Origin of the sequence: Candidatus Synechococcus spongiarum (assembly GCF_900047545.1) — a bacterium.
GTDB classification, from domain to species: Bacteria; Cyanobacteriota; Cyanobacteriia; order PCC-6307; family Cyanobiaceae; genus Synechococcus_B; species Synechococcus_B spongiarum_C.
The window spans coordinates 1-14,774 of the sequence record NZ_FITM01000162.1 but is presented as its reverse complement, the minus strand read 5'-3'; the positions used below and the strand labels follow the sequence as shown (position 1 = coordinate 14,774).

The window sequence follows — 14,774 nt, the reverse complement described above, 5'->3', positions numbered from 1 at the left end:
TCCCTTGCCAGGCAACTTGGCCATGGCCACCTTGTTTGGCCCAACAACTTCGCCACGGGTCTACGGGTTGCCGCCAGGAGTGGATTTCCCCGAGGTGCTGCTGGCGGGGCTCAGGGAGCGCCTCCACGGCCAACCACCCGAAGCCTTGGCCCGGATTCACTTGGTGGTGAACAGCCGGCGCATGAAACGACGACTGGGGCAACTCCTCCACAGTGCCACCCCTTGCCTGCTGCCCGCCATTGACCTGGTGGCCACCTACCACGGCAACGCGCCCCAGGCCCTGATGCTGCCCCCCGCAATTCCTTCCCTGCGGCGCCAGTTGCAGTTGGGTCAACTCATTGGCAAGCTGCTGGAGCAGCAGCCGGATCTGGCGCCCCGCACCTGCCGCTATCCCCTGGCCAAAAGCCTGGCCCGCCTCATGGACGAACTCCAGGACGAGGGTATTGATCCCCAGTTGATCCGGGAGTTGGACGTGGGGGAACTCTCGGGCCACTGGCAGCGCTCCCAGGCGTTCCTCAGTCTTGTGCAGGAGTATCTCCAAGCCATCGGCGGCCTGGATGCCCGGGCGCGACAGCGCCGGGTGATCGAGGGATTGGTTAGCCACTGGCGGCGCCATCCCCCCAGCCACCCGGTGATTGTGGCAGGCTCCACTGGCTCCAGAGGCAGCACCCGGTTGCTGATGGAGGCGGTTGCTCGCCTGAGTCAGGGGGCGCTGGTGTTGCCGGGATTTGATTTTGATTTGCCCACGGCGGTGTGGTCCCGGCTGGAGCAGAGCCCGTCCTCGCCAACCCATCCCCTGGAAGACCACCCCCAGCAGCGGTTTTGTCAACTGCTGCAAGTCCTGCGGATGGACCCCCAGGCCGTGCAGCCCTGGACAAAAGCCCAGCCCGCCGCCCCGGCCCGCAACCGCCTAGTGTCGTTGGCGTTGCGTCCGGCGCCGGTGACGGATGCCTGGCTGGAAGAGGGGCCGTCCCTGGGGATCCTGGATACAGCCACGGAGGGATTGACCCTGCTGGAGGCCCCCGGGTTGCGCCAGGAGGCCCTCGCCATCACCCTGCGGCTGCGCCAGGCCCTGGAGGACGGCCACAAGGCCGCCCTGATGACGCCGGATCGTCGCCTGGCCCGCCATGTGGGCGCGGCATTGGACCGATGGAAGATCGTTGCCGACGACAGCGCGGGCTTGCCGTTGCAACTGTCCCCACCAGGGCGTTTCCTGCTGCAGGTGGCGCAACTCATGACCCAGCCCCTCACCACAAGTAGTCTGCTGAGCCTGCTCCAGCATCCCCTGTGCCACAGCGGGGCGGTCCGAACCATCCATCTGCGCCACAGCCGGGCACTGGAACTCTGGTTGCGCAAGAACACCCACGTCTTCCCCAAGGCAAGCGTGCTGCAAGCCTTCAGCCGGAGGCAGCAGCAACACACCACTGCAACATCCACCACACCAACAGAGACTACCTGGATCCACTGGCTGAACAGCTGTCTGTCGGAACCGCTGCAGGGGGAACAGCCCCTGGGCAATTGGGTCCGGCGGCTGCAAGACCTGTCGTTACGGCTGGTGGCCGGTTGCGAAGCCCATGGGCCGGACCACGCGGACAGTCCCCTCTGGCAGCAGGAGGCTGGCAGGACGGCCCAGAAGGTGGTGGTGGCGTTGGCGCAGGAGGCCCCGGAGGGGGGCGCTATGGATGCCCTAGCCTTTGGGGAGCTGTTGCAGAACCTGTTGTCTGCGGAAGCGGTGCGCAGCCCGGAGCCTGAGACCGGCACGGTGGTGATCTGGAGCCCTTGGGAGGCCCGTTCCCATGATGCCCAACTACTCATCCTCGGTGGCCTCAACGAAGGCTGTTGGCCGGAGGCCACGGCGCCGGATCCATGGCTCAACCGCCGCATGCGGCGCCAGGCGGGGCTGCCACTGCCCGAACACCTGCTGGGACTGGCCGCCCACGACCTGCAACAGGCCGTTGCCGCACCCCAGGTGTGGCTGAGCCGCTCCACCCGCTCCAATGACGGGGAGACGGTGCCCTGCCGCTGGCTGAATCGCCTCACCAACCTGCTCCACGGCCTGCCGGAACAGGGTGGTCGCCGCTGCCTGGAGGCCATGACCCAGCGGGGGCAACAGTGGCTGGATTGGGCCATGGCGCTGGAGAAGCCTTCGCCAGAGCAGCCTGCCGTGCGCCCCTGCCCGTCCCCGCCGGTGGCGGCCCGCCCGCGCAAGCTTTCCGTCACGGAGATTCGCACCCTGGTGAAGGACCCCTACAGCGTTTACGCCAAGCGTGTGTTGCGCCTAGTTCCCCTCAATCCCCTTGAGCAGGGGCCTGACGCCCTGTTGCGGGGCGTGGCCATCCACCGGGTGATGGAGAATTTTCTCCGCGCCATCCAGGGGGACCCCACGGCACTGGCTTCCCAGCAGCGCCCCCGGACCCGCCGTCGGTTCCTGCAAATTGCCGAGGACACCCTCAAGGCAACCGTGCCGTGGCCGGCGGTCCAGCAGCTCTGGTTGGCCCGCCTGGATGGCCTGGCGGACTGGTTTCTCAACACGGAGGTGGAACGCCAGCGGCAGGGGCGGCCCTTCGCCTTTGAAGTCAAGGGTGAGGCGCCCTTGGATTTACACCTGGACGACGGACGATCATTCCAGTTTGTGCTGAGCGCCACGGCGGATCGCATTGACAAAACCTCCGACGGCTGGTTGGTGTATGACTACAAAACCGGCACCATTCCCAGCAAAAACGAACAAGAGAAGTGGGACAAGCAACTGCTGCTGGAGATGGTCATGGTGGAGAAGGGCGCCTTCGAGGGCATCAGCCCTGGCCCTGCCCAGGGAGGAGTCTTCATTGGGCTGGGCAGCAACCCCGATCAAAAGACCGCCGTTCAGGAAAGCCGTGGGCAGACCCTGGCGGAGTTGGAGACTTTGTTGTGCGCCTATATGAATCCCACAACAACCGGTTACCAGTCCCGCCGCCTGCTGTGCAAGGAGGCCCCTGGCCCCTACGACCACCTTGCCCGCTTCGGCGAATGGGACAGTGCCACAAAAGCCCACTGCCAGCCCATGACATGAAGTCGCATCCCGCCACTGCCCGCCAGGTGCAGGCCTCCCAACCCGCCCGCTCCACCTGGCTGGCCGCCAATGCCGGTTCCGGTAAGACACGGGTGCTCACCGACCGGGTGGCACGGCTGCTGCTCCGTGGCGCCCGCCCCGAGCAGATTCTCTGCCTCACCTACACCAGGGCGGCGGCGGCAGAGATGCAGAACCGGCTGTTTCGGACGCTGGGGGCGTGGGCCATGGTGCCGGATGACGAGTTGCGCCACAAGCTGGCTGCCCTGGGGGAGATGGACCTCCCGTCCCGGCAGTTGCGCCACGCCCGCACCCTGTTTGCCCGTGCCATTGAAACCCCGGGCGGTCTGCAAATCCAGACCATCCACGCCTTCTGCGCCCGCCTGCTGCGTCGCTTCCCCCTGGAAGCCGGGGTGAGCCCCCAGTTTGTAGAAATGGACGACCACGATGTGAACCGGCTGATTCACCACATCATCCACCACATGGCCGAGGGCAAGCAGGCGCACCTGCTGGCTGCCTTTGCAGGCCAACTCAGTGGGGAAGGCAGCCTGGAAAAAGTGGTCCTCCAGATGGTGAACAACCGTGAGGACTTCCAGCAGCATCCCCTCACGTGGTCTCAGGTGCTGGAGAGCTTCTCCCTGCCCCCGGCCATCACGGAACAAACCCTGGTGGAGCAGGTGTTGCAGCCGGGCGACCTGGATGTGCTGGCCCAACTCCGCAGCCAGTTGGCAAGGAGCAGCAGCATCAGGGATCAAGGCGCAGCGAAGAAATTGGCCTCTCTGGCGGTGGCCAACCCGACCGGGGCGGATGTGGGGCTGCTGGAAGCCGTGCTGCTCACGGGGGCCAATGCCAAACAACCCTACGCAGCAAAAATTGGCGACTTTCCCACCAAAGCCCTGCGCGCAACCATGGCATCTCTGATGCCGTCATTGGAGGCGCTGATGGTGCGGGTTGAGCAGGTGCGGCCCCAACGCCTGGGCCTGGCGGCCGCTCAGCGCTCCATGGCGCTCCACAATTTCGCGGCGGCATTTCTCTCTATCTATGCCCAGGAGAAGCAACAACGGGGCTGGCTGGATTTTAACGACCTGATTCAAAAGTCCAGAGATCTTCTTCAGGATTCTTCCGTGGCGGATTGGGTGTTGTTCCGCCTGGATCAGGGCGTAGATCATATTCTGGTGGACGAAGCGCAGGACACCAGCCCGGTCCAGTGGGACGTGATTGACAAACTCACCCAGGAATTCAGCAGCGGTGAAGGGGCACGGCCCCTGCAGCGCACTATATTTGTGGTGGGGGATAAAAAGCAATCCATTTATTCTTTCCAGGGCGCCAAACCAGAAGAATTTGACAATATGGCCAATGCCTTTAGCAAGCGATTACAAGGGGCCAACTTACAACTGCAACAGCTCCATTTGGAATACTCTTTTCGCTCGGCGCCGGTGATCCTCAAGCTGGTGGATCCCGTGTTCCAGGGGGAAGAGGCAGAGAAGGCCGGCTTCTCCCCCCAGGAGCGCCACAGGGCCTTCAAAACAGCCTTGCCGGGGCGGGTGGATCTATGGCCGCTGCTGCCCAGGACGGCAGGGGAGGAGAAACCACCATGGAGCAACGCCAGGGAGTACATCCACCCCCGGCCTCCTGCCAAGGTGCTGGCGAAGCAGGTGGCCACCTTCATCCAAGGCCTCATGGACAGTGGGGAAACCATCCCCGTCACCACAGGAGATGGGGCCATCCGGCGCCGTGCCGTTCGGCCCGAAGACGTGCTGATTCTGGTGCAGCGCCGCTCGGATCTGTTTACGGAAATCATTGCCGAATGCAAGGCCAGGAAACTACCCATCGCCGGCAAGGACCGCCTCAAGGTGGCGGCTGAATTGGCGGTGAAAGATCTTATGGCGCTGCTGCGCTTTCTGGCTACACCAGCGGATGACTTATCGTTGGCGGAAGCATTGAAATCCCCCATCTTCGGTTGGACTGAACAACAACTCTTCTCCCTGGCCCACCACCGCCCGCCCGGCTGCCCCCTGGGGCAGGCACTCCGGAACCAGGCCCCTCGCCACCGCAAGACTGTTGACATTCTGGAGGATCTGCGCAGCAAAACGGACTATTTACGGCCCTACGAGTTGCTGGAGCGCATTTTGACCCGCCACCGCGCCCGGCAACATCTGATGGGACGACTGGGGCTGGAAGCAGAGGACGGCATTGATGCCCTGCTGAGCCAGGCCCTGGCCTATGAAACCACGGAAATTCCCAGCCTCACGGGTTTTGTGGCCTGGGCCACCACAGACGCCTTCGAGGTGAAACGCCAGCTCAGCGAAGCCAGCGACATGGTGCGGGTGATGACGGTGCATGGGGCCAAGGGCCTGGAAGCGCCCATCGTGATCTTACCGGATACCCTGTTCACCAAGCGCAATCCTGGCGCGGATCAACTCCTTCGAACCAGCGATCAGCAACTGCTCTGGAACACCAGAGCCCCGGAACGCCCGGATACTCTTCAGGAAGCCGTTTCTGCGCAACAACAAAAGGAGCAGGAAGAGCGCATGAGACTCCTGTACGTGGCCATGACCCGTTCCCAAAGCTGGCTCGTTGTGGCCGGGGCTGGTGACGCAAAAGACGACAAGACAAAGAATTGGTACACCCACATGCAAAAAGGAATTCAACGGGTTGCTGATGCCGTGAGTAGCGGCGAAGTGCAAGACATTGCTGTCCAACATGTGCAATGGGAGAAAGAATATGCTTCCCATGGGGAGATTTTGCGGCTCAGTTGTGGGGATTGGTGCGCCCCGGAGCAACAACAGGATGCCCAGCCTGCCGGGCAACAACCGCCCTTACCCGGTTATCTGTTGCGCCCCACGGAATGGCAACAGCCCCTGGCGGCGGAGCCGGCAATCATCAACCCATCCAGGCTGGACGGGGACAAGGCCCTACCCGGTGAGGCTGGGCTGGATCGAGAGTCTGCCAAGGTACGGGGGACGGCCATTCATCGTCTGTTGGAAACCTTGCCCACCATTCCCCCAACGTTCTGGAACGACGTGGCGACCCAGCTCTTGCAGCAATACCTCCATGATAACTATTCGTTTGGTGAATCCGAGCGGGACAACATGATCCAGGAGGCGGTGCAGGTGTTGAAATCGTCTGCCCTGGCGGAGGTGTTCGCCGAAGAGGCCCTGGCGGAGGTGGGTTTCAGCGTCACCGTGGCTGGCCAGACGGACGGTCGCCCCATGCAAGGCGTCATGGACCGGGTGCTGGTGTGCCCTCACAAAGTGGTGGTGATTGACTTCAAAACCAACGCCACCGTGCCCGCAACCCCGGAGGATTGCCCGGAGGGCATTCTCCGCCAAATGGGCGCCTATCGACAGGCCCTCGCCATCCTCTACCCGGATCGTCCCGCTGAAGCCGCCATCCTCTGGACCCGAACCGCCACCATGATGGCCCTCCCCAGCTCGCTTCTCCAGGACGCCTGGCACCGCTACTATGATGACCCTTCCTAATGCCTGTGAACAAATGGGATTGCATCTGGGTGAAGTTCTGCTTCAATTTTGAGCAAGGAAGACGTGATTGAACGTGGTTTAATCATGTCGCAGGATTGACCAATTCCATCAGCTTGTCGTAGCCAGTCACCACGTCATACCGAACGCGATTCTCGGTGACCCGCTGGCTAATCTCTTCAAAGAATTTCCGGGCGCATTCGATCTTCTTGTTCTCAATCTCACGCAGCTTCATGGAGGACATCGTGCCCTTGGTCTCGGCCACGAAGTAGATGTGCCGCACGCTGCCAGCCTTGAAGGATATTGCCCAATCTGGGTTGTAGTCCCCGACCGGGGTTGGGATCAGGAACCCGCGTGGGAGCTTGGCGTAGACGACGACCTCGTTTCTTGTATCCAGCTCCTTCACGAAGTCTCTTTCGATATCGGAATCCGTGATCGCATAATCGTAGACATGTTTATTGAGCTTATCCGTGGCTCGGTAGAAATTCTGGCTGGTCTGGTTCGCAGTGAATATGTCAACGTCGTAACACTCATCGACTTCATCATAGGCAAGATGCTCTATCACAATGACCGCTTTCTGCTCAGCGATGATGCGCGATACTTCTGATATGAAGTGCTCAGGATTTTTCTTGAACTGCTCAAAAATCGCGGAGGGGATCTGGTGGAGGATGGTCGCCGCCGTATCTCGCGTCAACTGAGCGTCTTCGGCCACCTTACCCACAAGGTCGTACTTCACCAGGAAATGGATCGGGTCCCCATGCTCAGTCGTTGTAGTTGTAACGGTGAAGCCATCGCCGCTGCGAAGCTGGCTGTCGGTCAATCCGTCGTTCTGTACTCCAACCTGTACCGTGTACTGCAAAGGGGTAATGCGCAGGCTGCCCAGCGCGCTGACGCACTTGCGGATCAGCTCCACAGAATCGAACTCTACTCGATAGACCGCCTTGCGATTGATCCGCGCCCAGAGTTCCTTAAATTCCTTCTTCTGGAAGTTCGTGTTGAGATCGTTAGTCTTGTGCTTGCGGCTATCATCGACCTTGGGCAGTTGGGCATCGCTGAAGACGCTATCGATGAGCTGGAACACCTGCTCTGCGTAGGGTTTTAGCTCATCTGGCAAGTCGGCCAGTTTCTCTGCAGCTTTTGCCTCATGGTAGGTGCCAGCGATCTGATCTGTATCATCGGTGTAGTCATTTTTCACCAGATAGCGGTAGATCTGATTGGCCATGGCTGCAGTCACCTTGACCGGGCCATACTCGGTTGTGAGTATCTTTCCTTCGAAATACTGTTTGGTTGCCTGCCGTGGACGCGACGAGAGAGCCTCCGCAATTTCCTTCTGCAGACCGGCCACGAAGTCCCTGTAGCTCTCGCTCGCCACCACGGTCAGCACGTTGACGTCATGCACCACCGCCGGATGGTCTACACGGTCCCCGTGTTGATCAACGCACAGCCGTAGGCCGCGTCCCACTTCCTGACGACGGGAAATTGTGTTGTCGCTGTGCTTCAGCATGCACATGACAAAGACGTTCGGGTTGTCCCATCCCTCGCGAAGTGCTGAGTGAGAGAAAATGAACCGGATAGGTTCGGCGAAAGACAGCAGGCGCTCCTTGTCCTTCAGGATCAGGTCGTAGGCGTTGACGTCGTCGGAATCATCCGAGCGAGCGCGAGCGGCTGGGTCCTTCAGGCGGTTTGTCCTCTTGTCGATTGAGAAATAGCCGTTGTGGGTTTTGGCCGGGTCAGTGACCGCAAGATACTCCCGGTATTTGTTGTTATTGATCGCGAGCTCCGAAAGGTACTCGGCTTTCAGCATCTCGTACTCTTCCTCGAAAACACGGGCATACTCGCCTTTTTCGTTAGCCTGGTTGTAGTCGCGGTATTTTACCACCTTGTCGATGAAGAAGAGCGACAGCACCTTGATGCCTTTTGCAAATAGCTGCTTCTCCTTGTCCAGGTGCGCCTTGATGGTTTCCCGGATCTGAATGCGGCGAATATCCCGCTCGGAGACATCTCCATTGGCCTCCCCAGCCCTCAGCACAATGCCATTGGTGAATTCAATCGTGTCATCGACGGCATCGATCTGACTGATGGTGTAACCTCGATACTGGTCAAGCTCACCCGACTTCACTAACAGGTCGTCGTGGAACTTGAGCCGCCGGAGTTGCCGCTTGATCTCGCCCGACTCCAGCTTCACCTCCATCTCGATCCGGGCAACGGGGGCCGTCTTTGAGATGTCAATGCCCTCGTGGTAGAGGTAGGCATTGGCGCCGGCCAGCCCGCGAGTCTGGATACCACACACGACAATCTTCTTGACCAACTTCTGGTTGTAGGCATCCAGCGCATCAAGCCGATGAATTCGGTTATGGTGGGTCCGGTGAGTTGCCGAGTAGCGCAGGATGAACAGCGGTTTGAACTTTGGCAGTGCCTTCATCGTTTTCCAGCCTTCCATCTTCTGCGGTTCGTCCAGAATCAGGATTGGCCGGTTTGAGGCGATCACGTCGATAGGCCGGCGCGACTGGAAGTCATCCAGTTCCTCGTAGATGCGGCGGTTATCGGCACCTTGCGCATTGAACGCCTGGATGTTGATCACCATCACGTTGATCCCGGCGTCCGAGGAAAAGTTCTCCAGTTCATGCAGGCGCTTGGAATTGTAGATGAAGAACCGCGCCCTCTTGCCGTAGCTTTCGGTGAAATGATCGGCCGTGATCTGCAGCGATTTGTAGACCCCTTCACGAATGGCAATCGACGGCACCATGATGATGAACTTCGACCAGCCATAGCACTTGTTCATCTCGAAGATGGTCTTTATGTAGCAGTAGGTCTTGCCGGTGCCGGTCTCCATCTCGACGTCGAGATGGACGCGGGTCGCGGTGAGTGCGTCTTCTTTGTAGGTCGCCGTGGCGGGGACTCGCACGCCCCTGTTGTCGAAGGTCGTGAAGTCTGTCAGCGATTGCGACATGGGTAGGTTCTGCCGCCGTTGGACCCTCTGGATGTTCTCGAAGAGCTGCACATCGGTCAGTGTGAGGTCAGCGTTCTTGAAGCCTTCCTCGAAGAGGCTGGTCTGTGCCTGTGGCCGGGGTTGATGCGGTAGGTAAGTAAGGCCAGATAGCATGGGCTGGCCGGCGAAGCAGTCGACCACGTCGTTGACAGCATTTGTCTGATAAGGCTGGACCTTGAACTTGAGCTTCATGGCCACCCTCAGATCGACTTGACTTCCGTGGTGGGCGAGAGCTGGCGGAAGATCTGCTCCACGTTGATCTTCTCCGCGTCCGAGACGAAGCCGCTATCGCGGAATACAACGTGCAGGGGCTTGTGACCGGCCAGTTCCTTAACCAAGCTCTCTGTGACACCGCGGTCGAAGCAGGCGACAAGAGCGTTGTCATCGACGAAGAACACGACCTTGCCCTGCACAGTCTCCCGGCGGATGGGCAGTGTCAGGTCCACGCCCCTATCGACCAGCACATGGAACAGCAGATCCTCAGCGGTTCGGCCCTCCTTCACGTTGTCGACCATGTCGAGCAGGTCGGACTGATTCATCTCGTCCGGTCGGTAGTAGACGTCCTTCATGTTCGACGTATCAACTTTGAGCACCCGAAAGCCAACATCGCGGTTCCAGTTGGGATGGCAATAGCCTTCGAGGACTTTCTTGCCGGCACGACGGATGCGCTCCATCGACAGATCGGCGATTGTCTCGTAACCCTGATTTCGAGCAATTGAGCCATCAGCAGTGGCCTCAGGCAACTGGACCATTACGAACTTCCGATTAAATCCCTTGCTGGCGTTAAGCGTCAAGAGCGCATGTGCGGTGGATGAAGAACCGGCAAAAAAGTCTAGAACAACATCTCCGTCATTTGATCCGATTTCGATTAGGCGACCAAGAAGTGCAGGAGACTTCGGAAAGTCCATTACGGCTTTTCCAAAAAGTTCCTTCACCGCGGCGCGGCCGTAATCATTGGTAATATCTTGATCGATCCAAAGAGACTTGGCCATGGTTTTGGCTACATTGCCATCTTTGTTAAGGTAGTCCTTTCGAAATACTCGCCATTCGCCTCTGAACTCTTCAGCAACCAGCAAGTTACCCTCCTTGGCAACTTTTTCTTTTCCCCACGTCCAACAGGTCTTCGTACCATCTGGCGTGTCTGGCCACACTTCGTCCGTGAAAATTTCATCCTTATTCAAGGAAATAGTGCTGTCTTTGGGTGAGATATACAGCGGATAATAGAGATTGGGTCGTGTTATCGGGTTGAAAGACTGGTTACGATTGCGAAGCCCTAAGAGCCTGAAGACTCCATCACTATCGCTGCGGTTATATTCATTAGCCATGCGACCATTTTTCTCAAGGCCGCCAATACAATTAGAATTTAATCCATCTCTCACAAAGATAACAACTGACTCGTGTGTATTTGCAATAAAACGATCAAGATGTCGTCCTCGTGGGTTCAGTTGAACGGCTAACTGCGCAACGAAGTTTTCATCGCCAAATACTTCTCGGCCGATTTTGATCAATGCGCCAGCCTCATTATCATCGATACTAATGAACACGGCGCCATCTGAGGTGAGAAATCTCTTTGCAAGACGCAGTCGCGCATATATCATGCTCAACCAGTTCGAATGAAACCGCCCATTCGCAGATGTGTTCGCGACAAGTCGATTTCTTTCATCATCTCTTTGGTTCGACCGCTCAAGAAACGCCGCCGAACTCTCGACAAAATCGTCATCATAAACAAAATCATTACCTGTATTGTACGGCGGGTCGATATAGATCATCTTAACTTTGCCAAGATAGTTTTCTTGCAGAAGCTTCAGCACCTCAAGATTATCACCTTCGATGAACAGGTTCTGTGTGGTGTCGAAGTCGACACTTTGCTCGCGGCAGGGGCGCAATGACTTGGTGATCGGAGCATTCGTGAGCGCTAACGCCTCCCGCTTGCCAGGCCAGTCTAGCCGATACCGCTCCTGCGGCCCCTCGACGATATGGCCGCTCAACTCCTGACGCAACTGATCAAAGTCCACCGCCAGTCGCAGGGATCCGGTTGCTTCGTCCCGCGCCTCGGTCACGCAGCCGGGGAAAAGCTCGCGGATCTTCGCGATATTCTGCTGGCTCAAATCAGAGCTGTGCATCTTCAGCTTGTCCATGCTCTTTGTCTCAATCGTACATTACGACGCCGCCGGGGTTTACCCACCTGTGTATCTGAGCAGACCATGAGACTCATCACCGGCGTAGTTCTCTACAGACGGACAGGTGCAGATGAGGGTTCGATCCCCGCGGGCGTTGTCAATGCGGGCCACTGCAGGCCAGAGCTTGTCTGCGGGGTCCTGGTTGCCGGGGAGTCCACCCTGCCGTCGGCTGTAGGGACGATCCCATGAATCGGCAGTGAGGGCCGCGATGGTGTGGGGCGCCCGCTTGAGGGGATTGTTGTGGCGATTCATGGCGCCGGAAGCAATGGCGGCCACCTCCTGGCGCACAGCAACCATGGCGTCACAAAAGCGGTCCAGCTCGGCTTTGTATTCGCTTTCCGTGGGCTCCACCATCATGGTGCCCGCCACAGGCCAGCTCACCGTGGGGGCATGGAAGCCGTAGTCCATCAGCCGCTTGGCCACGTCCTCCACCCCCACCCCCGCTTCAGACCGCAGGGGCCGTAGATCCAGGATGCATTCATGGGCCACCCGCCCCTTCTCCCCACGGAACAGCACGGGATAGAACCCTTCCAGACGGTGGGCAACGTAGTTGGCGTTGAGGATGGCCACGGCGCTGGCCTGCCGCAGGCCGGCCGCACCCATCATGCGCAGGTACATCCAACTGATGGTGAGGATGCTGGCGCTGCCGAAGGGGGCGGCGGACACCGGCCCGATAGCCTGCTCCCCACCACAGGCCAGGAGCGGATGGCCGGGCAGAAACGGGGTCAGATGGGCGGCCACGGCAATGGGTCCCACCCCTGGCCCACCACCCCCATGGGGGATACAGAAGCTCTTGTGGAGATTCAGATGGCAAAGGTCGGCGCCGTAGTCGCCGGGGCGGCACAACTCAAGCTGGGCATTGAGGTTGGCCCCGTCCAGGTACACCTGTCCCCCATGCTCGTGGATGATGGCGCAGATCTCCCCAATGGCCACCTCGAAGACCCCGTGGGTGGAGGGATAGGTGACCATCAGGGCCGCCAAGTGGTCGCCGTGGGTGGCGGTCTTCCGGCGCAGGTCGTCCAGGTCGATGTTGCCTTGGGCATCACAGGCCACCGGCACCACCTGCAAACCGGCCATCACCGCACTGGCGGGGTTGGTGCCGTGGGCGCTGGTGGGAATGAGGCAGACCCGGCGATGGGCCTGGCCGCGGCTGGCCTGCCAGGCGCGAATCACCAACAGCCCCGCCAACTCCCCCTGGGAGCCCGCATTGGGCTGGAGGCTGACGCCGGCAAAGCCCGTCAACTCCGCCAGCCAGTCTTCCAGTTGCCGGACCATGGCCCCATAGCCCTGGGCATCCTCAGGCGGGGCAAAGGGATGCAACTCCGCCACGCTGGACCAGCTCAGGGGCAACAGCTCAGCAGCGGCATTGAGCTTCATGGTGCAGCTTCCCAGGGGGATCATGCCGTGGATTAGGGAGAAATCCTTGGCGGCCAAGGCCTGGATGTAGCGCAGGAGGGCGGTCTCGCTGCGGTGCTTGTGGAAGGACTCCTGCTGAAGCCATGGTTCCTGGCGCTCCGGCACGGGCAACGCACCCTTGCTGGCCTCCAGCAAGTCCGCCATGGGGAGATGGGCGCGCCCCGGCGCCATGAGCGCCAACAGTTGCTCCAACTCTTCCACGGTGGAGCGCTCATCCAGGCTGAGAGCCAAGCCCCCCCCATCTTCCACCACCCGTAGGGAAAAGCCTGCTGCCCGGCAACGCGCCAGGATGGCTGCTGCCGCTGAGGTCTTCACCACGATGGTGTCGAAGCCTGGCGCCATGGCGGGCGCCAGCCCCACCTGGGCCATGGCGGCGGCCATGGCCTGGCTCAGGCGGCGCACCCGGCGGGCCATGGCGGTGAGACCATCAGGACCATGGTAGACGGCATAAAAACTCACCAGCACCGCCAGCAGCACCTGGGCCGTGCAGATATTGCTGGTGGCCTTGTCCCGCCGGATGTGCTGCTCCCGGGTCTGAAGCGCCAAGCGCAGGGCGGGGCGCCCCTCCGCATCCACAGACAGCCCCACGATCCGGCCGGGCACCTGCCGCTTGTAATGCTCACGGGTGGCAAAAAAGGCGGCGTGGGGTCCCCCATAGCCCAAGGGCAAACCCAGCCGTTGGGCAGAACCCACCGCCACGTCGGCGCCAAGGGCGCCCACAGGGGCCATGAGCACCTGGGCGAGGGGATCCACGGCAACGGTGACCAGCGCACCACAGGCATGGGCAGCGCTGATGATCTCTGTGGGATCCCAGAGTTGCCCCTGAGCGTCCGGGAGTTGCAGCAGCATGCCAAACACCTCTTCATCAACGACAAAGGCGCCGGGCGCCTTCACCTCCAACCTGATGCCCAGGGGCTCGGCCCGGGTTCGCAGCACCTCCATGGTTTGGGGATAGACGTTCCGGTCCACCAGAAATCGGCGAGCCTCGGGCCGCTGACACACCGCGAAGCTCAGTCCCATGGCTTCTGCCGCTGCCGTGGCCTCATCCAGCAGGGAGGCATTGGCCACCGGCAGACCCGTCAGTTCACAGACGAGGGTTTGAAAATTGAGGAGGGCCTCCAGTCGGCCCTGGGCAATTTCTGCCTGATAGGGAGTATAGGCGGTGAGCCAGGCGGGATTCTCCAGCACGTGACGGCGCACCACGGCCGGCATCACCGCCCCGAAGTAGCCCAGACCAATGAGGCTGCGGCTGATGCGATTCCGCCCCATGAGGGCGTACAACTCCGCCAGTGCCTGCTGCTCACTGACGCTGGGCGGCAGGCTTTGGGCCGTGTGGTCCTGGGACAGGCGAATGCTGGTGGGGATGGCCTCTTCCAACAACGCTTCCATTGAGGGGAGGTTCAACGTCTGGAGCATCTGCTGCTGCTCCACGGCGCTGGGGCCCAGGTGGCGATGCAGAAACGACTGTTGGGGCGTTGACGCTGGGGGGGAAATCAAAGGGATGCAATACCAGGACCACCTTGAGAAATCCTAAAACGATGGCTTGCGCACTGGATTCACTCCAGAGAACAATTCGATGCTTGCCTTCGTAAAAGCCCTTGACGAGAGTTGAACTCGTGACCTCTCCCTTACCAAGGGAGTGCTCTACCGCTGAGCTACAAGGG

The 14,774-nt window shown here is 60.2% G+C and carries 5 protein-coding genes and 1 tRNA gene; 2 read left to right on the top strand and 4 right to left on the bottom strand.

Features of this window, described 5'->3' with window-relative positions:
- Nucleotides 1-3,049 (top strand): double-strand break repair protein AddB (addB, locus tag FLM9_RS07040; RefSeq protein WP_218969755.1); only part of this gene is annotated, 3,049 nt, incomplete at its 5' end.
- Entirely contained in the window at nucleotides 3,046-6,528 is a 3,483-nt protein-coding gene (addA, locus tag FLM9_RS07035) for a double-strand break repair helicase AddA (RefSeq protein WP_074457905.1), read from the top strand. The genes addB and addA, both read left to right, overlap by 4 nt.
- A gap of 82 nt (nucleotides 6,529-6,610) precedes the next feature.
- On the opposite strand, the gene FLM9_RS07030 is transcribed toward addA, so the two are convergent.
- From FLM9_RS07030 to FLM9_RS07015, 4 genes are all read right to left on the bottom strand, one after another.
- Nucleotides 6,611-9,706 (bottom strand): type III restriction-modification system endonuclease, encoded by a 3,096-nt coding sequence (locus tag FLM9_RS07030; RefSeq protein WP_074457906.1) that lies wholly within the window; start codon nucleotides 9,704-9,706, stop codon nucleotides 6,611-6,613.
- Between the two features lie 8 nt (nucleotides 9,707-9,714).
- Nucleotides 9,715-11,652 (bottom strand): site-specific DNA-methyltransferase, encoded by a 1,938-nt coding sequence (locus FLM9_RS07025; protein WP_074457904.1) that lies wholly within the window; start codon nucleotides 11,650-11,652, stop codon nucleotides 9,715-9,717.
- A gap of 39 nt (nucleotides 11,653-11,691) precedes the next feature.
- Nucleotides 11,692-14,526, bottom strand: a complete 2,835-nt coding sequence (gene gcvP, locus FLM9_RS07020; RefSeq protein ID WP_218969756.1) for an aminomethyl-transferring glycine dehydrogenase — start codon at nucleotides 14,524-14,526, stop codon at nucleotides 11,692-11,694.
- Between the two features lie 177 nt (nucleotides 14,527-14,703).
- Nucleotides 14,704-14,774, bottom strand: a tRNA-Thr gene (locus tag FLM9_RS07015).